The sequence below is a fragment of the Allobosea sp. Tri-44 genome (assembly GCF_004123845.1).
In the GTDB taxonomy this organism is placed as follows: Bacteria; Pseudomonadota; Alphaproteobacteria; order Rhizobiales; family Beijerinckiaceae; genus Allobosea.
Map to the genome: position 1 here is coordinate 31425 of NZ_NBDP01000018.1, position 19937 is coordinate 51361.

Below are 19937 nucleotides of genomic sequence, written 5' to 3' on the forward strand. Positions count from 1 at the left end.
CCTCCCGTTCCTAGGCCGCCTGGTCCTGCGCGGCGAGCGCCGCCAGCACGTCGTCCGTCGTCGAAACCCAGCCGAAGATCCCGCCCTGGGCCGCGATCATGCGCAGTCCGACCGCGTGGAACTCCGGGAAATAGGAGGCGCAGGCATCGCCCAGGACGAGGCAGCGATAGCCGCGGTCATTGGCCTCGCGCACGGTGGTGTGGACGCAGACCTCGGTGGTGACGCCGCAGACCAGCAATGTCTCGATGCCGCGATTGCGCAGCATCAGGTCGAGATCGGTCTGGTAGAAGGCGCCCTTGCCGGGCTTGTCGATCACCGGCTCGTCGGCAAGCGGTGCCAGCGCCGGGACGATGTCGTGGCCGGCCTCGCCGCGGATCAGGATGCGGCCCATCGGGCCCGGCGCGCCGATGCGCTTCTCAGGCGCGCCGCGCTCGACCTTGGCGCGCGGCGCATCGGAGAGATCGGGCCGGTGGCCCTCGCGGGTGTGGACGACGAGCATGCCGGCAGCGCGCGCCCGGGCGAGGATGCGCCGGCAGGGTTCGACTGCCGCCATCAGCAGCGAGACGTCGTTGCCGAGCGCCGCGCCGAAGCCGCCGGGTTCGAGAAAATCGCGCTGCATGTCGATGATCACCAGCGCCGCCCGCGCCAGGTCGACGCTGAGCGGGAATGGCTTCGCTGCGATCTCGGAGCGGCTCATGGCGGCCTCCGTCGGGGCTGACGGAACGGGCTTTGCAAGGGCTGTGCCTGCCGGATCGCTTGCCCGGCCCTCGATGCGCGCGACCCTGGGAATGCCCGCCATGGCTTTGAAATGTCGACGAGTCCCGCCTGCGCCTACCGCCGCACCCTTATGGAGGAGGTCGCGAAAGCCTCATTGGCAACCGCAGCGGCCACCCTCTCGTCGGAAGCATGCATAATCTTTGCATGCAATGACCAATAAATTGCCTAACAGATAGGCTGACCCAAGAAATGGACATGATCTCGTGCCGACGCTGACCAGCATCCTTTCCAGCCACCATGACGGCAGCCGCACGATCGCCGAGACGGTCTCTGCCGCCTATGCCCGCCTGCGCGCCCATGCCGACGAGGCCCTGTTCATCAGCTTGAAGCCGGAAGCGGACGCGCTGGCCGAGGCGGAGCACCTTCAGGCGGACGGGCCGCAGGGGCGCCTGCTCTGGGGCGTGCCGGTTGCGGTGAAGGACAATATCGACGTCGCCGGGCTCGCCACCACCGCCGCCTGCCCGGCCTATGCGTATGAGCCACGGCAGGACGCCAGCGCCGTCGCGCGGCTCAAGGCGGCCGGCGCGATCATCCTGGGCAAGACCAATCTCGACCAGTTCGCGACCGGGCTCAACGGCACCCGCTCGCCTTACGGAACACCTCGCAACGCTTTGCGCGCCGATCTCGTCCCCGGCGGCTCGAGCTCGGGGTCGGCGAGCGCGGTCGCGGCCGGCATCGTCCCGGTCGCGCTCGGTACCGACACGGCAGGTTCGGGCCGCATCCCGGCCGGCCTGCAGAATCTCGTCGGCCTCAAGCCGAGCCTCGGCCTCGTCCCGACCGCCGGCGTCGTGCCGGCCTGCCGTACGCTCGATTGCGTCTCCGTCTTCGCGTTGACGGTCGAGGATGCCTGGCTCGTCCTGCAGGCCATGGCCGGCCCGGATGCGAGCGACCCGTTCTCCCGGCCTGTCCCGTTCGGGCGGCTCGGTGCCTGCCCGTCGCAGTTGCGGCTCGGTGTGCCGGGCGAGCGGGATCTCGACTTTGCTGGCGACGATGCGGCGCGCGCGAATTTCGAGCAGGCGCTCGCGCGGGCGCAGGGCCTCGGCGCCGAGATCGTGCCCATCGACATGATGCCGTTCTACGAGACGGCCCGGCTGCTCTATGACGGACCTTGGGTCGCCGAGCGCTGGCTCGCCATCCGCGATCTCCATGAGCGCGCTCCGGAGGCGATCCTGCCGGTGATCCGCGCCGTCATCGCCGGCAAGCCCTTGCCCGACGCCGCGGCGACCTTCCTCGCCCGCTACCGTCTCGCCGAGCTTGCCCTTGCCGCCCGTTCCGCGCTGAAGGGCATCGATGCGCTGATGGTGCCGACGGCGCCGCGTCCGGTGACCTTGGCAGAGATGGAGGCCGACCCGATCGGGGCCAATTCGCTGCTCGGCCGCTACACCAATTTCGTCAACCTGCTCGACATGTGTGCGCTTGCCATCCCAGCCAGCCTCGCTGCGGACGGAACCGCGAGTGGCGTCACCTTCATCGCGCCGGGCGGCCAGGATGCGGCGCTGGCCGGGATCGGCAGCGCCTTCCACGCCGCGTCCGGCCTGCCGCTGGGGGCGACCGGTGAGCCACACCAGATTCCGGTCGCGCGCCCCGTCACGGCCGGACCCGGCGCGGTCGAGATCGCGGTCGTCGGCGCCCATCTCTCCGGCATGCCGCTCAACGGCGAATTGACGGCGCTCGGCGGCAGTTTCCTGCGTGCGACGACGACCACGCCGGACTATCGCCTCTTCGCCTTGCCGGGCGGGCCGCCGGCGCGGCCCGGCCTGCTGCGGGTGCGTCCCGGCGCAGGCGCGCCGATCGCGCTCGAGGTCTGGTCGCTGCCGGTCGCGGGCTTCGGCGGCTTCGTCGCCGGCATACCCGCGCCGCTCGGCATCGGCACGCTCGCGCTCGCCGACGGCACGCAGGTCAAGGGCTTCCTCTGCGAGGCGGTTGCAACGAACGACGCCCGCGACGTCACCGATTTCGGCGGCTGGCGCGCCTTCATCATGGCGCAGGCGAGCGCGGCCTAACCGGTGCCCACTTCCGCATAGCTCCGGAACGCGTCGCGCACGATGCCGATATGGGCGCGCATCGCCGCTGACGCTCCGGCCTGGTCGCCGCGCAGGATCGCCTGCACGATCAGATCGTGCTCGGTATAGGATCCGCCCAGGCGGCCGGCGGCGCGGAACTGGGCGCGGCGGAAAGGCGCAACGCGAGCCCGCGTCATCAGGGCCAACTCGGCCAGATAGCTGTTGTGCGATCCGGCATAGATCGCCGCGTGGAAGGCCTCGTTCTTCTCATGATAGCGCGCCGGATCGCCCTTCTGGACGAGCAGGCGCAACGCCTCATGCAGCGTCTCGAGCCCACGACGCTCGCCGACCGTCATGTTACGGGCGGCAAGCCCGGCGCAGAGCGCCTCGAGCTCGGCCATCGCCTCGAACATGTCGTTGAGTTCGCGCGGCGTCGGCAGGGCGACGACGGCCCCGCGATGCGGGCGGACGCGGACCAGCCCGGAGGCGGAAAGCTGGCGGATCGCTTCCCGGACCGGCGTGCGCGAAACACCGAAACGAGCAGCGAGGTCCTGCTCGTCGAGCGGCGTGCCCGGTTCCAGCACGCCCGAGACGATCTCGTCGGCGAGCCTGGCCCGTAGCGTCTCGGTCCTGGTGCGCGGCTGCGATGCCGGCTTCGGCTGGTCGGAAAGGACGGCTTGGCGCGGCATCGATTGCGTCCGGGGCGGCGGATTCGCCTCGCCGTTCTTAGCAGGCGGGAACCGCAGCGTCATGCACGGGGCGGCGGCAGGCCGGGATCATTCGGCGATCACGCTGACATGGGCGGCGACCACTCGCCAGCCTTCGGGAAACTTCACCCAGGTCTGGCTCTGGCGGCCGACCTTTCCGAGCATCGAGGCGCGGCGGAACAGCGTGTTGGCGGTGGCCATCGCCTCGCCATAGCTGGTGATGACGGTGCGTTCCAATACGCGTTCCAGGCCGGCGGGCGAGCGCGCCGAACGGAAGGCGGCGATCTCGGCATGGCCGTAGAGATTCTCGGCGACGCCATAGCGCAGCGTGGCCGGACTGTTCTTGAACAGCCGGTCGAGCGTGGCCACGTCGTTGGCCGTCAGCGCGCGCTCGTACTCGGCGAAAGCGGCCTCGACTTCGGCCAGCACGGCCGGGTCGTTGATCGTCATCGGTGTTTCCTCATCCAGTCATCGTCTCCTGCGCAACCCACGCTCCCCCTCACAGCGGCGGGTGCGGGATCGCGGTCAGCAGCTCCCTGGTATACTCGGCCTGCGGCGCCCCAAGGACCTCTTCGGCCGTGCCCTGCTCGACGATCTCGCCCGTGCGCATCACGATCACCCTGTCGCAGAGCAGGCGCACGACATTGAGGTCGTGCGAGACGAAGATGTAGCTCATGCGCAGGCGCTGTTTTAGCTCCTCCAGCAGGTTCAGCACCACCGCCTGCACCGAGACGTCGAGCGCCGCCGTCGGCTCGTCGAGGATGACGAGGTCGGGCTCGAGCGCGATGGCGCGCGCGATGCCAACGCGGGCCTTCTGTCCGCCGGAGAGCTGATGCGGGAAGCGGTCGATCAGCTCGATCGGCAGGCCGACCAGCGTGGCGAGTTCCTCGCAGCGGGCGCGGAGGGCATCGCGGCCTTTGAGCGAGCCCATGCGCAGGATCGGGTCGAGGATGGCACGCTCGGCGGTGAAACGCGGGTTCAGGCTGTCGGTCGGATCCTGGAACACCATCTGGATGCGCCGGCGCAGTGGCGTCAGCGCGAATTGCTTCGCGGGGATCGCGCCGATGTCTTGTCCGTCAAAGACGATGCGGCCCGAGGTCGGGTCGAGCAGCCGGTTGACCATCATCGAGGTCGTCGATTTGCCGCAGCCGGATTCGCCGACGAGGCCGAGCGTCTCGCCGCGCCTGACCTCGAAGCTGATGCCATCGACGGCGCGGAAGGCGGGGTTTTCCGGCTCGGCCTTGCCGATCAGCTTCGCGAGGAGAGAACCCGTCGCCGGGCGCGGATACTCCTTGACCAGGTTCTCGACGCGTAGCAGCGGCGCCGCTGCGTTGCCCGCGGCCGCCAGGATCCGGGGAACGGCCGGCGGCTTCGCCGCCGCCTCCGGCAAGAGGTCGCGCAGGGCCATGCCGACCCGCGGCGTCGCTTGCATCAGCCGGCGCGTATAGGGGTGCTGCGGATTGCAGAAGATCTCGGCCGCGGCCGCGGTCTCGACGACGCGGCCCTTTTCCATCACCACGACCTTGTCGGAATAGGCGGCAGCGAGGCCGAGATCATGGGTGATCAGGATCGTCGACATGCCGCGCTCGCGGGTCAGCTCGACGATCAGGTCCATCACCGCCTTCTGCGTGGTGACGTCGAGGCCGGTCGTCGGCTCATCGGCGATCAGCAGTTGCGGCTGGCAGGCGAGGGCGAGCGCGATGACGATGCGCTGGCACATGCCGCCCGAGAGCTCGAAGGGATAGGCGTCGTAACGTTCTTCCGGTCGCGCGATCCGCACCTTCTCCAGCGCCTCGATCGCCTTCGCGCGCGCCGTCGCCCGCGTCGCCTGGACATGCTGGAGCAGCACGTCCTCGATCTGCTTGCCGACCTTGCGGATCGGGTTCAGCGCCGCGCGCGGGTTCTGGAAGATCATCGAGATCTCGCGGCCGCGCAGGTCACGCATCTGCGCCTCGCTCGCGCCGACGAGGTCGATGCCCGAGAAGCCGATCGAGCCTTCGGCGACACGGCCGGCGCGGTCGAGGATGCGCACCACCGCATAGGAGGTGACGGATTTGCCCGAGCCGGACTCGCCGACGATCGCGACGGTCTCGCCCTTGCCGACGCCGATGTCGATCGATTTCACCGCCTGGACCGTGCCGCGGCGGGTCGCGAATTCGACCGTGAGGTTCTTGATGTCGAGGAGCGGCTTGGCGGTCATCGCTCAGTTCCTCCGCTGCGGATCGACGAGATCGCGCACGCCGTCGCCGAGCAGGTTGAAGCAGAACACCGCCGTCATCAGGGCCAAGCCCGGGAAGAAGGCGATCCACCATTCGCCCGAGACGATGAAGCTCGCGCCTTCAGCCACCATGATTCCCCATTCCGGCGTCGGCGGGCGCACGCCGAGGCCGATGAAGGACAGGCCGGCAGCGTTGAGGATGGCATAGCCCATGGTCAGCGACATCTGCACCGCCATGATCGGCATGATGTTCGGCACGATCTGGGTCAGCAGAAGCCGCCATTCCGAATTGCCGGAGAGTCGCGCTGCCTGGACGAAGCCGGCCTCGCGCCGGACATTGGCCTCGGCCCGGGCGACGCGGGCATAGAGCGGAAAATTGATGATCGCGGTGGCGATCACGATGTTGGTCACCGAATTACCGAGCGCCGCGACGATGCCCATGGCGAGCACGAAGAGCGGGAAGGCCATGATCGTGTCGGCGACACGCCCGACGATCGTGTCGACCCAGCCGCCGAAGAAGCCGGCGGCGACGCCGGCGAGCCCGCCGAGCAGGAAGACGAGCGCGACTGAAGCGACGGCGATGGTGAAGTCGAGCCGCGTCGCGGCGACGACGCGGCTGAAGATGTCGCGGCCGAGCTGGTCGGTGCCGAACCAGTGGGCGGCGCTCGGCCCCTGCAGCGCGGAATTGGTGTTGGACGCCAGCGGGTCATAGGGCACGATCGATGGCCCGAAGATCGCAGCGAACAGGATCAGTGCGAACAGGCCGAAGGCCAGGCCCGTCACCGGGTTCTCGGAGACGATGTGCCGGGCATGGGCCAGCAGCGAGGTCGAGGGCGGGGCCTCGAAGCGCAGCGGCGGCGGCTCGACCTTGCTCATGTCGTTCATCGGCTCAGCCCTCCAGCCGGACGCGGGGGTCGATCACGCCGTAGAGAATGTCGATCGCGAGGTTCAGGATCACGTAGAGGATCGCCATGGTGAGCACGAAGCCCTGGATCGGCGCGTAGTCCGAGGCGATCAGCGCCTCGACCGCATAGGAGCCGACTCCCGGCCAAGCGAAGACCTTCTCGACGAGGACGTTGGCGCCGAGCAGGAAGGAGAAGACCATGCCGAGCGTGGTCACGACCGGCAGCATGGCGTTGCGGAAGGCATAGGTGCCGATCACCGTCCGCGAGGACAGGCCGCTGGCCCGCGCGGTCCTGACGAAATCGGCGCCGAGCACCGCGAGCATCGAGGCGCGGGTCATGCGCGTGATCGGCGCGAGCGAGAAGATCGCCAGCGTCAACGCTGGCAGCAGGATCTGCGAGAGCGCGGCGCGGAAGGTTTCGGGATCGCGCGCGATCACGCTGTCGATCAGCAGAAAGCCACTGATGCGCGGCGGTTCGGTGGCGAAGGCGTCGAGCCGGCCGAGCGGCGCCGGCGCCCAGCCGAGGATGAAATAGAACACATAGACCAGCAGCAGGCCGGTGAAGAAGACCGGCAGCGAGACCCCGGCTGTCGCGACGATGCGGCAGAGATGATCGATCCACGAGCCTTGCCTGACCGCCGCGAGAACGCCGAGCGGCAGTGCGATCGCCATCGAGATGAGAAGGCCGAACAGCGTCAGTTCGGCCGAAGCCGGCAGGCGCGCAGCGAGATCTTTGGTCACTGCCTGGCCAGTTGTCAGCGAGGTTCCGAGATCGCCTTTCACCAACGCTCCGACGTAGGCGACGAACTGCACCGGCAGCGGCTGGTCGAGCCCGAGCTTGCTGCGGATTTCGGCGATGGCCTGCGGCGTCGCTGCCGGCCCGGCGAAATAGGCCGCCGTGTCGCCGGGCAGCACGCGTGTGAGCAGGAAGGTGACGACGATCACGCCGATGATCGACGGCAGCGTCGTCTTCAGCCGTGCGACGATCAAGCCGAGCATGGTGGAGCCTCCTCAGTGGAATCTCGCGCTGGAGCCGCGCCGTCATTGCGAGCGAAGCGAAGCAATCCAGAGGGGCTCGCGCTGCCGCCTTGGATTGCTTCGTCGGCTTCGCCTCCTCGCAATGACGCAAGCGGCTCCGCCACAGGTCACGCCTTGGTCAGGTAGCGGAAATCCGGTTCGCGGCAGGGCTGGAACTGGTAGCCACCGATCGATTTCTGCAGTGCGACATCATGGGTCGGCTGGTTGATCGGCACCATCGGCACCTCCGCGTTCACCAGCTTGATGAAGTCGACGACATTGGCGTCGTAGGCGGCCTTGTCGGGGGCGAAGCGGGCGGCATCGACGAGCTTGTCCAGCGCCGGGTTCTGGTAGGCGGCGATGTTGAAGATCGAGTTGTTGCCGTGCATCGTCCAGAACAGGTAGTAGTCGGGATAGTCGAGCCAGCCGGCAAAGCGGTTCAGCACCATCGGGTTGGTCTTCTTGGCGATCTCGGCGCGGAAATTCGCGCCCGGCACCTTGTTGATCTCGACGGTGATGCCGATCGACGCCAGCGCCTCTTTGATCAGCACGGCCATCGGCTCGGCGACCGTGGCGTTGCCGGCGTCGAAATACAGCGTCGTCGCGAACGGGCCGCCGGCGGCATCGACCAGCGCCTTGGCCTTGGCGGCGTCGCTCTTGTAGGGGAAGGGCTGCGGCCAGGCGACCTTGGGCGTCGTGCCGCCCGACATGTCGACACCGCGCCCGAACAGCGAGGCCTGCAGGATCTTTTCATAGGGCATCACCCAGGCGACCGCCTGACGCAGACGCACATCCTTGAACGGGCCGACCTGCGTGTTGAGATAGCAGCCCCAGACGCCGTTGGGGATCGGCACGCCGACGACGTTGACCTTGCCGGCGTCAGCCAAGTCCTTGAAATCCTTCGGCGGCAGCCCGTAGGACACATCGGCGTCGCCGCGCTCCATCAGTGCCCGGCGCGTTGCGGGCGAGGCGATGTCGCGCGCGATGATGCGGCGCAGCTGCGGTAGTTTCCCGCAGGCCCAGGCATCGTTGCGGGCATAGATCGTCTCGACGCCCGGCTTCCAGCTCTCGACCTTGTAGGCGCCGGAGCCGGCGATGTTGTTCTTCAGGTACTCCTTGGCATGCGGGTCGCCGCCGCCGTTCTGCATGGCGAGTTCGGAGTCGAAGACAAAGGGGATCGTCACGGCGAGGTTGGGCAGCGTCATCTTGTCCTTGCGGACGAAGTCGACGCGGAAGGTCTTGTCGTCGACGGCGACGAACTGTTCGGGCTTCTCCAGCGAGCCGGCATTCATCTGGGTCGTCGCGAAGCCGCCGATCGTGCAGGCCCGGTCAAGCGACCATTTCACGTCCTTGGCAGTCACCGGGCGGCCGGAATGGAACTTGGCGTCGCGCAGCTTGAAGGTGCAGCTCATGCCATCGGAGGCGAGCTGCCAGCTCTCGGCCAGCTCGCCTTCGAGTTCGCCCATCGCGACCTGATGACCGCCGCCGCCGGGAATGGGCACCGGCTTGAAGCGCAGCAACCGGTCGTAGCAGTTCAGTGCCACGCCATTCACCGGCTGCGACGAGCCGATGCCCTGCATGTCCAGGCTGTTCGGTCCGTATTCCTGGACCAGCAGAAGCGTCTCGCTGCGGCTCGGCGCCTGCGCGCTCGCGCCCTGCCTCATGACGAACGGAGCAGCCAAACCTCCTGCGATAGCCGCGCGACGCGTGATAGCCATTGTGTGCTCCCCGATTGCCAGCGCCCTTTTTCGGGCTCCAGCGGCTTCATCTCAGGGGAACCAATGCAGTTACCATGCCGGCTCGCAGCCGCGCGATCATGCGGATATAGGGCGTTTCGACGGGAGTTGAGACGTTTAGATATGCATACAATGGGAGAATATTGCTCAATTCGTATGCAAATTCTTGCGGGCCGTATGGACGCCGGCTTGCGGTACCGTCGGCCTGGGCTTCGATGTAGTCGACTCGTCTTTTCAGGACCGTTCCGGCGGCCGCGCTGCAGCCTTAAAAGCAGACTGCCCATAAGCAGACGTCGCCAGCGTCAGCAAGGGGCCAAACTAAGGCCTTCCCAGCCGGCCGGCGGCGTGTCAGCCGTAGCGTGCTTCCGAGCGCCGATCGATCGCCAGCGCTGCCAGCGTGCAGAGCGCGCCGGAGAGCAGGTAGATGCCGACCCAGGCGAGACCGAATGTGCTCGACACGGTCAGCGCCACCAGTGGGGCGAAGCCCGCGCCGAGCAGCCAGGCGAGGTCGGAGGTCAGCGCCGCGCCGGTGTAACGATATTGCGTGCCAAAGCTTGAGGCGACCGCGCCGGCTGTCTGGCCGTAGGCGAGGCCGAGCAGCCCGAAGCCGATGATGACGTAGATCGTCTGCCCGGCCAGGCTGTCGCCGAAGAGCAGCGGCGCGACGATGCTCGACAGACTGAAGAGCGCGATCATTCCGCCGGAGAGCAGCAGCGTGTTGCGGCGCCCGATCTGGTCGGCGACCAGGCCGGAGGTCACGATCGCGCCGGCCCCGACCACGCCGCCGGCCGCCTGCACCAGCAGGAACTCCGAGACCGAGCGATCGGTGAAGAGGTTGATCCAGCTGACCGGGAAGATGGTGACGAGGTGGAAGAGCGCGAAGCTCGCCAGCGGCACGAAGGCGCCGAGGACGATCGTGCGGCCATGGGCGCGGATGAGTTCCGATACCGGCATCGGCACCAGCTCGCGCGTTTCCATCAACTCGGCGAACTCGTGGGTCGCGACCATGCGCAGACGGGCGAACAGCGCGACGACGTTGATCGTCAGCGCGACGAAGAAGGGATAGCGCCAGCCCCAGCCGAGGAAGTCCTCCTTCGAGAGCGCGCCCTCGAAATAGGCAAAGAGCCCGGCGGCAAGGATGAAGCCGAAGGGGGCGCCGAGCTGCGGCAGCATGGTGTACCAGCCGCGTCGGTTGGCGGGGGCGTTCAGCGCCAGCAGCGAGGACAGGCCATCCCAGGCGCCGCCGAGCGCGATGCCCTGCAACAGGCGAAAGGCGGCGAGAATGACGCAGGACCAGATGCCGATCGTCTGGTAGCCCGGCAGGAAGGCGATGGCCGCGGTCGAGCCGCCGAGGAGGAAGAGCGCAACGGTAAGCTTGGTCGCGCGGCCATAGTTGCGGTCGATCGAGAAGAACAGCACGGAGCCGATCGGGCGCGTGACGAAAGCCAGGGCGAAGATGCCGAAGCTGTAGAGCGTACCGGTGAGTCGGTCGACGAAGGGGAAGACCAACTCGGGGAAGACCAGCACGCAGCCGAGGCCGAAGACGAAGAAGTCGAAATATTCCGACGTCCGTCCGATGATGACGCCGAGTGCGATGTCGGCGGGGGAAACATGGTCCCGCCCGTGCTCGTCTAGCACGTGTCCCGGTGAGTGGCTCGCCGCGTCAGCGCTCATGACCGCGAATTCCTAAGCTGGTGGGCGCGCCGGAGAACCGGGCTTGCCCGCACCTCGTGCAAATGGATACGGTGGATAGAAGCGACCCGTCAAACTGCCGCAATGAGACAGATTGTCTTATGTGCGGTGCGAAAGAATGGACATAGACAACGGCTGTTCCCCGATAGGGAGGTCTTCAGTCTCTTGCGGATCTTTCGACTTTTAACGGTTCTACCGATCCTCGCCCTGCTCGGTGGGTGCCAGATGGTGCTGCTTTCGCCATCGGGCGACGTTGCGCTGCAGCAGCGCAACTTGATGCTCGCCTCCGTCGCGCTGATGCTGCTCGTCATCATCCCGGTGATGGCGCTGACGATCTTCTTCGCCTGGCGCTACCGTGCCTCGGCCAAGGCGACCTACGATCCGGACTGGAACCACTCGCTGCCGCTCGAGGTGGTGATCTGGTCGGTGCCGCTGCTGATCATCGTCGTCTTGGGCGCGATGACCTGGATGGGCACGCATCTGCTCGATCCCTATCGCCCGCTCAACCGCATCGCCGCCGGCAAGCCGGTGGTCGAGGCGCGAGCGGGTAGTCCCGGGATCAGGAAGCAGCCGCTGGTGATCCAGGTCGTGGCCCTCGACTGGAAATGGCTCTTCCTCTACCCGGCTCAGGGCATCGCCTCGCTCAACGAGGTGGTGGCGCCGGTCGACCAGCCGATCGAGTTTCGCATCACGTCGTCCTCGGTGATGAACTCGCTCTTCATCCCGGCGCTCGCCGGCCAGATCTACGCCATGCCGGGCATGCAGACGAAGCTCAACGCCGTGATCAACCGCCCCGGCGACTTCGAGGGCTTCTCGGCCAATTACAGCGGCGCCGGCTTCTCCGACATGCGCTTCCGCTTCCGCGGCGTCGACGACAAGGCCTTCGGCGAGTGGGTGCAGGGCGCGATTGGGGGCGGCAGCATGCTCGGGCGCGACGAATATCTCGTGCTGGAGCGGCCGAGCGAACGCGAGCCGGTCCGCTATTTCCGGGACATTCCGTCGGATCTCTTCACCGCCATCCTCAACATGTGCGTCGATCGCACCAAGATGTGCATGCGCGACATGATGGCGATGGACGCCAGGGGTGGCGGCGGCAAGGAGGGCATTCATACGGTGGTCGCGCTCGAATACGACAAGAGCGTGCGCCGCGGCGGGCAACCGCTGCTGCCGCGTCCGTTCGTGACGGCGATCTGCACCCCGACCGATGTCTATGGCGCTGCGGGCATGTCCGCCCGCGCCGTCAACTGAGCCGCATCCGCGAGCCGAGGGACGCATGACCTCCTATCCCGACTGGTGGAAGCTCGTCTTCGGTCGCTTCACCTTAGAGGCGATCCCCTATCACGAGCCGATTCTGATCGCGACCTTCGCGGCCGTTTTGCTCGGCGGGCTCGCGCTTGTCGCGCTGATCAGCCGGTTCAAGCTCTGGGGCTATCTCTGGCACGAGTGGTTCACCAGCGTCGACCATAAGAAGATCGGGATCATGTACATGATCCTTGGCGTCATCATGCTGCTGCGCGGCTTTGCCGATGCGCTGATGATGCGCGGCCAGCAGGCGATCGCCTTCGCCGGCAATGAGGGCTATCTGCCGCCGCACCATTACGATCAGATCTTCACCGCCCATGGTGTGATCATGATCTTCTTCGTGGCGATGCCGTTCGTCACCGGGCTGATGAACTATGTCGTGCCTCTGCAGATCGGCGCGCGCGACGTCGCCTTCCCCTTCCTCAACAATTTCAGCTTCTGGATGACGGTCGGCGGCGCCGTCCTGGTGATGGCCTCGCTCTTCATCGGCGAGTTCGCCAAGGTCGGCTGGCTCGCCTATCCGCCGCTGTCGGGAGTCGCCTACTCGCCCGGGGTGGGCATGGACTACTACCTCTGGGCCCTGCAGATCGCGGGCATCGGCACGACGCTATCGGGCGTCAACCTGATCGCGACCATCGTCAAGATGCGTGCGCCCGGCATGGACCTGATGAAGATGCCGATCTTCACCTGGACGTCGCTGTGCACCAACGTGCTGATCGTCGCGACCTTCCCGATCCTGGCAGCGACGCTCGCGCTGCTGACGCTCGACCGCTATGTCGGCACCAACTTCTTCACGAACGATCTCGGCGGCAACCCGATGATGTACGTGAACCTGATCTGGATCTGGGGCCACCCGGAGGTCTACATCCTGATCCTGCCGCTCTTCGGCGTCTATTCTGAAGTTGCCTCGACCTTCTGCGGCAAGCGCCTCTTCGGCTACGCCTCGATGGTCTATGCGACGGTGGTCATCACCATTCTGTCCTACCTGGTCTGGCTGCACCACTTCTTCACGATGGGCTCCGGCGCCAGCGTGAACTCCTTCTTCGGCATCACGACGATGATCATCTCGATCCCGACGGGCGCGAAGATCTTCAACTGGTTGTTCACGATGTATCGCGGCCGCATCCGCTTCGAATTGCCGATGATGTGGCTCCTCGCCTTCATGATCACCTTCGTCATCGGCGGCATGACCGGCGTCATGCTCGCGGTGCCGCCGGCCGACTTCGTGCTGCACAACAGCCTGTTCCTGATCGCCCATTTCCACAACGTCATCATCGGCGGCGTGGTTTTCGGCGTCTTCGCCGGTATCGCCTACTGGTTTCCCAAGGCCTTCGGCTTCAAGCTCGACCCGTTCTGGGGGCATCTCTCCTTCTGGTTCTGGGTTGTCGGCTTCTACGTCGCCTTCATGCCGCTCTACATCCTCGGCCTGATGGGCGTGACGCGGCGCCTCAGCCGCTTCGAGGATCCCTCGCTGCAGATCTGGTTCGTGATCGCGGCGTTTGGTGCGGTGCTGATCGCGTTCGGCATCCTGTGCTTCCTGATCCAGATCGGCGTCAGCATCCTGCGCCGCGAGCAATTGCGCGACACGACCGGCGACCCCTGGGACGGGCGCACGCTGGAATGGTCGACCTCCTCGCCGCCGCCGGCCTACAACTTCGCCTTCACGCCGATCGCACATGATCTCGACAGCTGGGCCGACATGAAGAAGCGCGGCTACCAGCGCCCGCTCACGGGCTATCGGCCGATCCACATGCCGAAGAACACCGGCGCCGGCCTGATCATCGCCGGGCTGGCGACGATCTGCGGCTTTGCGCTGATCTGGTACATCTGGTGGCTGGCGGCGCTCTCCTTCGTCGCCGCGATCGCGGCCGTGATCATCCATACCTTCAACTACGACCGCGACTTCCACATCCCGGCCGACGAAGTCGTGCGCGCGGAAGAGGCGCGCACCCAGCTTCTGGGCCGGGCCTGAGGGGCGATGATGACGGCGACAGCGCAAGGCTCCGACAAGGCCGACGTCCCGGTCTTTCATTTTGCGGAGGGCGAGCCCGAGCACCATCCCGGTGACTCGACCATGCTCGGCTTCTGGCTCTACCTGATGAGCGACTGCCTGGTCTTCGCAGTCCTCTTCGCGACCTATGGCGTGCTCGGGCGCAATTATGCGGCGGGGCCGTCCGGCGCCGATCTGTTCGACCTGAAGCTCGTGGCGGTCAACACCGCGATGCTGCTGTTCTCCTCGATCACCTATGGCTTTGCCATGCTGGCGATGGACAAGGGCCGGCAGGCGGCGGTGCAGGGCTGGCTCGTGGTCACCGCGCTCTTCGGCCTCGCCTTCCTCGGGATCGAGCTCTACGAGTTCGCCCACCTGATCCACGAGGGCGCGACGCCGATGCGCAGCGCCTTCCTGTCCTCGTTCTTCACCCTGGTCGGCACGCACGGGCTGCACGTCACCTTCGGCCTGATCTGGCTCGCGGTGCTGATGACGCAGGTGTCGAAGCACGGGTTGATCGCGGCCAACCGGCGCCGGCTCATGTGCCTTTCCATGTTCTGGCACTTCCTCGACGTCGTCTGGATCGGCGTCTTCACCTTCGTTTATCTGATGGGCGTGCTGAAATGAGCCAGAACCACGCCGAGGCCCACGACAGCCATCACGCCGGCCATCATGACGGCCACGACTCCCATGGCGCGGCGCATGGCAGCCTGCGCGGCTACGTCACGGGCTTCCTGCTCTCCGTCGTCCTGACCGCGATCCCGTTCTGGCTCGTCATGAACGGCGTGCTGGCGAACTCGACGCTGACGGCGATCGTGATCATGCTCTTCGCCGCCGCGCAGATCGTCGTCCACATGGTCTACTTCCTGCACATGAACGGCCGCTCGGAAGGTGGCTGGACGATGATGGCGCTGATCTTCACGATCGTCATCGTGGCGATCGCGCTCACGGGCTCGCTCTGGGTGATGTTCCACCTCAACGCCAACATGATGCCCGACCTGCACAAGATGTGAGGCTGGCACCGTGTCGCCGGCCGCGGAAAGGCGGCGACACAGGGGTGTCGCACGGGTCATCTTCATCGCCGGGCTCTGCCTGGCCACGCTGGTCTTCGCTGGCCTCGGGGTCTGGCAGCTCCAGCGGCTGAGCTGGAAGCTCGACCTGATCGCCCGCGTCGAGCAGCGCCTCGCTGCCCCTCCGGTCGCTGCGCCCGGGCCGGCGCAATGGGACGGAATCACCGTCGCAGCGGACGAATATCGCCGCGTCGCCCTGCAGGGGCGCTATCTGGAGGCGCCGGAGACGCTGACCATGGCGGTGACGGAGCGCGGCCCCGGTTTCTGGGTGCTGGTGCCGTTCCGGGCGGATGCCGGCTTCACCATCCTCGTCAACCGTGGCTTCGTGCCAGAGGGACAGCGGGCCGTCGCGGAACGTCGCAAGGTTGCCGGCGGAGAGGCGAAGGTGGTCGGGCTGCTGCGGCTCACCGAGCCGGATGGCGGTTTCCTGCGCGCCAACGATGCCACTGCAGGCCGCTGGTATTCGCGCGACGTGGCGGCGATTGCGCAGACGCGCGGGCTCGGCCAGATCGCGCCCTATTTCGTCGACGCCGATGCGGCCACGGAGCCCGGCCCCCTGCCGCAGGGCGGCATGACCCAGGTCGGCTTCCGCAACACGCATCTGGTCTATGCGCTGACCTGGTTCTGCCTGGCGCTGATGAGTGTGGGGGCTGCAGGCTATCTGATCAGGGGCATGCCGGAGGAGCCGCCCGAGGCCTGACGGGATGCGCGAGCCCATGTGCGCGGGTTCCGGTCATGATGTAAGCGTGCTGCGTTGCTCGCGCCGATTCCATCGACCGCGCCGCTAATATTTGGAGATGCCGTATGACGCTGACGATCCGCCCCGTGCGGCCCGATGAGGCCGGGCTCGTGCTCGGCTTCGTGCGCGAGCTTGCGGAATACGAGAAGCTGCTGCACGAGGTCGAGGCCAGTGAAGCCGACATGGCGGCCGCCCTGTTCGGCCCAGAGCCTAAGGTGTTCTGCGACATCGCCGAATGGGACGGCGCCCCGGCAGGCTTTGCGATCTGGTTCTACACCTATTCAACCTTCACCGGCCGGCACGGCATCTGGCTCGAGGACCTCTATGTCCGGCCGGAGCATCGCGGCCGTGGCATCGGCAAGGCGCTGATGGGGCGCCTGGCGAAGCGCTGCGTCGACGAGGGGCTGTCGCGCTTTGCCTGGTGGGTGCTGAACTGGAACGAGCCCTCGCGGGTGTTCTACCGCTCGATCGGCGCGGTGGCGCAGGACGAGTGGACGGTGAAGCGGCTTGATGGCGAGGCGCTGCGCAAGCTCGCGGCCGGGAGCTGAGGCGGTGGCGAACCTCCCCGTCGTCCTGATCGCAGCGATCGCCGAGAACGGCGTGATCGGCCGCGACAACCTGCTGATCTGGCGGCTCAAGACCGACATGCGCCGCTTCCGCGAGCTGACCATGGGGTGCCCGATCATCATGGGGCGCAAGACCTTCCTGTCGATCGGCAAGCCGCTGCCGGGCCGGCAGACCGTGGTCCTGTCGCGCGATCCGGCGTTCGGGCCGGACGGCGTCTATGTCGTGCCCTCGCTCGATCAGGCGCTCGCGACGGCGCAGGGGCTCGGTAAGGCGATGGGCGCGCGCGCCGTCATCGTCGCTGGCGGCGGCGAGGTGTATGCTCAGGCGCTGCCGATCGCTGACCGATTGGAGCTGACCTTCGTCCACGCCCGTCCGGAGGGCGATGCGGTCTTCCCAGATTTCGACCGTGCGGTCTTCCACGAGAGCACCCGTAGCGAGCACCCGGCCGGCGCTGACGACGAGTTTTCCTTCGCATTCGTGACCTTCGAACGGGTATCCTGAACTGCCAACCGGCGAACTGCGACGAACGGTCTACGACCAAAGGGGCTTGCGTCGTTGACGAATCCGTGGCCGATGCCCAATTCAACGCGCATTGCGCCGCTTGGCGCTGACAGCGTTCTGCCGTTCAGCTATGCACGGTCGAAAGCGAAGAGTGAGGAACGGCTGAGGCATGCCTTGGAGTAACCAGAGCGGCGGGAGTGGCGGCAGCGGCGGCGGCGGTGGTGGCCCCTGGGGCCAGCGCGGTGGCGGCGGCAATGGCGGTGGTCCCTGGGGCGGCGGCGGTCCGTCCGGCGGCAACACACCACCGGATCTCGAGGAGATCATCCGGCGGGGTCAGGACCGGCTCAAGAATTTCCTGCCGGGCGGCAATCTCGGCGGGCCCGGCCTGATCATCGGCGTCCTGTTCCTGATCTTCGTCTGGTTCATGACCGGCTGGTACATCGTCCGTCCGAACGAGGTCGGCCTCAATCTCGTCTTCGGGAAATATATCGGCAAGACCGGCGAAGGCCTGAACTACAACTGGCCCTATCCGATCGGCAGCGTGGTCAAGCCGCAGGTGACGAACGTCATCACCACCGAAGTCGGCTTCCGCACCGTCGAGTCGGTGCGCACCTCGCGCCAGACCGACGTCACCGAGGAAAGCCTGATGCTGACCGGTGACGAGAACATCGTCGACATCGACGTGATCGTGCAGTGGAAGATCGATGCGGGCGCGCCCGAGAACTATGTCTTCAACATCCAGGATCCACCGGGCACGGTGAAGGCCGTCGCCGAGAGCGCGATGCGCGAGATCATCGGCCGGCGCAACATCCAGCCGGTGCTGACCACCGATCGCGGCGTGATCGAGACCGAAGTGCGCCAGCTGATGCAGGACACGCTGAACACCTACCGCGCCGGCGTGCAGATCAACCTCGTCCAGCTTCAGAAGGTCGATCCGCCGCAGCAGGTCATCGACGCCTTCCGCGACGTCCAGGCGGCGCGCGCCGACCAGGAGCGCCTGCGCAACGAGGCGGAGACCTACGCCAACCGCGTCGTGCCGGAATCGCGCGGCCGGGCGGCGCAGCTCATCCAGTCGGCCGAAGCCTTCAAGGACCAGACGGTCAACGAAGCGCTCGGCCAGATCAGCCGCTTCAACTCGGTCTATGAGCAGTACAAGAACGCGCCCGCCGTCACACGCGAGCGGCTCTTCCTCGAAACCATGGAACGCGTCTTCGGTGGTATGGACAAGGTGATCCTCGACCAGAACGGCTCCGGCAGCGGTGTCGTGCCCTATCTGCCGCTCGGCGAGCTCGGGCAGCCGCAGCGTCGTCCGGCCGGCCAGACTCAGCAGGGGGGCACGCGATGAGCGGCTTCCTTCGTATTGCTCTGCTGGCGATCATCGCCATCGCCGCGGTCGTTTTCTATGCCTGCACCTTCGTGGTGAGGCAGACCGACTCCGCCATCGTGCTGCGCTTCGGCGCGGTTCGGACCGTCGCGACCGCGCCGGGGCTCTATCTCAAGCTGCCGGCACCGTTCGAACAAGTCGTCTTCCTCGACAACCGCATCCTCGATCTCGACCTGCCGTCGCAGGAGATCATCGCCTCGGACCAGAAGCGGCTCGTGGTCGACGCCTTCACGCGCTACCGGATTTCCGATCCGCTGCGCTTCTACCAGGCGGTCAACAACATCCCGCGCGCCAATTCGCAGCTCGCCTCGATCGTCAATGGTAATGTCCGCTCGGTTCTCGCCGAGGCGACGTTCACGTCGATGGTGCGCAACGATCGCTCGCGGCTGATGAACCGCATCCGCGACGAGGTGAATCGCGAGGCGGGCCGCTTCGGCATGACTGTGGTCGATGTCCGCTTACGCCGTGTCGACCTGCCGGCGGCCAACTCGCAGGCGGTGTTCCAGCGCATGCAGACCGAACGCCAGCGCGAGGCGGCGGAAGCGCGCGCGCTCGGTGGCCAGCAGTCGCAGGAGATCCGGGCAAAGGCCGAGCGCGACGCGATCATCATCGTCGCCGAGGCGCAGCGGAAATCCGACGAAACCCGCGGCCAGGGCGAGGGCGAGCGCAACCGCATTTTCGCCGAGGGCTTCGGCAAGGATCCGGAGTTCTTCGCCTTCTACCGCTCGATGCAGGCCTATGAAGCGAGCCTGAAGTCCGGCGATACGCGGATGCTGCTGACGCCGGATTCGCCGTTCTTCCGCTTCTTCAACGACCCGTCCGGCCGACGGGCCGGTGCGGGAAGCGATGCGGTGCCGGCGACGCCGGCCGCTCCCAAGCCCTGATCCTAGAGCAGGATGCGAAAAAGTGGGAACCGGTTTTCCGCAGAAATCCTGCTCTAAGCCCTTAGAATCGATCATGTTTTATGATTTTGGATCGAATCGATCCAAAATCATCGTGATCTAGGACCGAGCGCTGCGCATGACAGATTTCCTCGCGGCGCTCGGCCTGGTCTTCGCCATCGAGGGACTGCTCTTCGCGTCGATACCCGAGATCGCCAAGGAGGCGCTGCGCAGCGCCTCCGAGACGCCCGCCGAGCGGATGCGCCTGATCGGCATCGTCTCGGCGGTCGTGGGTGTCGGGCTGGTCTGGCTGGCCAGGGGCTGAAGCGGCCTTACTGGAACGATCACGACGTTATGACGCAATCTTGCGTCGCCCTTCCGCCGCATTTTGGCGTTCTTAAGTTGCGTTCGGATTCCGACTGCGCTGCAATGCCGTCAAGGCCGATGAC

19 protein-coding genes are annotated in these 19937 nt (G+C 66.6%); 11 read left to right on the forward strand and 8 right to left on the reverse strand.

The features are described from left to right. Window positions 1-10: 10 nt before the first annotated feature. Window positions 11-697 carry a cysteine hydrolase family protein gene (locus B6S44_RS11945; RefSeq protein WP_129157118.1) on the reverse strand — a complete coding sequence of 229 codons (687 nt, stop codon included), beginning with the start codon at window positions 695-697 and terminating at the stop codon, window positions 11-13. A 283-nt stretch (window positions 698-980) separates the two neighbouring features. On the opposite strand from B6S44_RS11945, the gene atzF reads away from it, so the two are divergent. Continuing rightward, window positions 981-2780: an allophanate hydrolase gene (gene atzF / locus B6S44_RS11950; RefSeq protein WP_129157119.1), complete on the forward strand. Its 1800-nt coding sequence runs from the start codon at window positions 981-983 to the stop codon at window positions 2778-2780. On the opposite strand, the gene B6S44_RS11955 is transcribed toward atzF, so the two are convergent. The 7 genes from B6S44_RS11955 to B6S44_RS11985 all read right to left on the reverse strand — a co-directional run bounded on the left by B6S44_RS11955 (window position 2777) and on the right by B6S44_RS11985 (window position 11036). Then, window positions 2777-3469: a GntR family transcriptional regulator gene (locus B6S44_RS11955; protein WP_129157120.1), complete on the reverse strand. Its 693-nt coding sequence runs from the start codon at window positions 3467-3469 to the stop codon at window positions 2777-2779. The genes atzF and B6S44_RS11955 overlap by 4 nt on opposite strands. Before the next feature lie 87 nt (window positions 3470-3556). After that, the gene (gene hpxZ / locus B6S44_RS11960) at window positions 3557-3937 is read right to left on the reverse strand and encodes an oxalurate catabolism protein HpxZ (RefSeq protein WP_129157121.1); all 381 of its coding nucleotides are present in this window, start codon (window positions 3935-3937) and stop codon (window positions 3557-3559) included. 49 nt (window positions 3938-3986) lie between these two features. Then, window positions 3987-5687: a dipeptide ABC transporter ATP-binding protein gene (locus tag B6S44_RS11965; protein ID WP_129157122.1), complete on the reverse strand. Its 1701-nt coding sequence runs from the start codon at window positions 5685-5687 to the stop codon at window positions 3987-3989. Window positions 5688-5690: 3 nt separating this feature from the next. Next, a complete protein-coding gene (locus tag B6S44_RS11970) occupies window positions 5691-6581 on the reverse strand; it encodes an ABC transporter permease (protein ID WP_206735141.1) in 891 nt (296 codons plus the stop codon). A 13-nt stretch (window positions 6582-6594) separates the two neighbouring features. Further along, the gene (locus tag B6S44_RS11975) at window positions 6595-7608 is read right to left on the reverse strand and encodes an ABC transporter permease (RefSeq protein ID WP_129157124.1); all 1014 of its coding nucleotides are present in this window, start codon (window positions 7606-7608) and stop codon (window positions 6595-6597) included. 146 nt (window positions 7609-7754) lie between these two features. Further along, window positions 7755-9344, reverse strand: coding sequence for an ABC transporter substrate-binding protein (locus tag B6S44_RS11980; RefSeq protein ID WP_129157125.1), 1590 nt, complete (start codon window positions 9342-9344; stop codon window positions 7755-7757). Window positions 9345-9710: 366 nt separating this feature from the next. Then, on the reverse strand, window positions 9711-11036 hold the full coding sequence (locus B6S44_RS11985) for an MFS transporter (RefSeq protein WP_129157126.1): 1326 nt from the start codon (window positions 11034-11036) through the stop codon (window positions 9711-9713). A 126-nt stretch (window positions 11037-11162) separates the two neighbouring features. On the opposite strand from B6S44_RS11985, the gene cyoA reads away from it, so the two are divergent. The 10 genes from cyoA to B6S44_RS12035 all read left to right on the forward strand — a co-directional run bounded on the left by cyoA (window position 11163) and on the right by B6S44_RS12035 (window position 19813). Continuing rightward, window positions 11163-12302: a ubiquinol oxidase subunit II gene (cyoA, locus tag B6S44_RS11990; protein WP_465246107.1), complete on the forward strand. Its 1140-nt coding sequence runs from the start codon at window positions 11163-11165 to the stop codon at window positions 12300-12302. Window positions 12303-12327: 25 nt separating this feature from the next. After that, a complete protein-coding gene (gene cyoB / locus B6S44_RS11995) occupies window positions 12328-14328 on the forward strand; it encodes a cytochrome o ubiquinol oxidase subunit I (protein WP_129157128.1) in 2001 nt (666 codons plus the stop codon). 6 nt (window positions 14329-14334) lie between these two features. Beyond that, complete coding sequence (gene cyoC / locus B6S44_RS12000; RefSeq protein WP_465246108.1) at window positions 14335-14973, forward strand: cytochrome o ubiquinol oxidase subunit III; 639 nt, start codon at window positions 14335-14337, stop codon at window positions 14971-14973. Then, window positions 14970-15359 (forward strand): cytochrome o ubiquinol oxidase subunit IV, encoded by a 390-nt coding sequence (gene cyoD, locus B6S44_RS12005; protein WP_129157129.1) that lies wholly within the window; start codon window positions 14970-14972, stop codon window positions 15357-15359. Before cyoC ends, cyoD begins: the two co-directional genes overlap by 4 nt. A gap of 10 nt (window positions 15360-15369) precedes the next feature. Beyond that, entirely contained in the window at window positions 15370-16116 is a 747-nt protein-coding gene (locus B6S44_RS12010; RefSeq protein WP_349236368.1) for an SURF1 family protein, read from the forward strand. A gap of 104 nt (window positions 16117-16220) precedes the next feature. Next, complete coding sequence (locus B6S44_RS12015; protein WP_129157130.1) at window positions 16221-16703, forward strand: GNAT family N-acetyltransferase; 483 nt, start codon at window positions 16221-16223, stop codon at window positions 16701-16703. Window positions 16704-16707: 4 nt separating this feature from the next. Further along, entirely contained in the window at window positions 16708-17223 is a 516-nt protein-coding gene (locus B6S44_RS12020; protein WP_248309565.1) for a dihydrofolate reductase, read from the forward strand. 169 nt (window positions 17224-17392) lie between these two features. Continuing rightward, the gene (gene hflK, locus B6S44_RS12025) at window positions 17393-18568 is read left to right on the forward strand and encodes an FtsH protease activity modulator HflK (protein ID WP_129157132.1); all 1176 of its coding nucleotides are present in this window, start codon (window positions 17393-17395) and stop codon (window positions 18566-18568) included. After that, complete coding sequence (hflC, locus tag B6S44_RS12030) at window positions 18565-19491, forward strand: protease modulator HflC (RefSeq protein WP_129157133.1); 927 nt, start codon at window positions 18565-18567, stop codon at window positions 19489-19491. Before hflK ends, hflC begins: the two co-directional genes overlap by 4 nt. Before the next feature lie 136 nt (window positions 19492-19627). Beyond that, complete coding sequence (locus tag B6S44_RS12035; protein WP_129157134.1) at window positions 19628-19813, forward strand: DUF2065 domain-containing protein; 186 nt, start codon at window positions 19628-19630, stop codon at window positions 19811-19813. The last annotated feature ends 124 nt before the right edge of the window (window positions 19814-19937 follow it).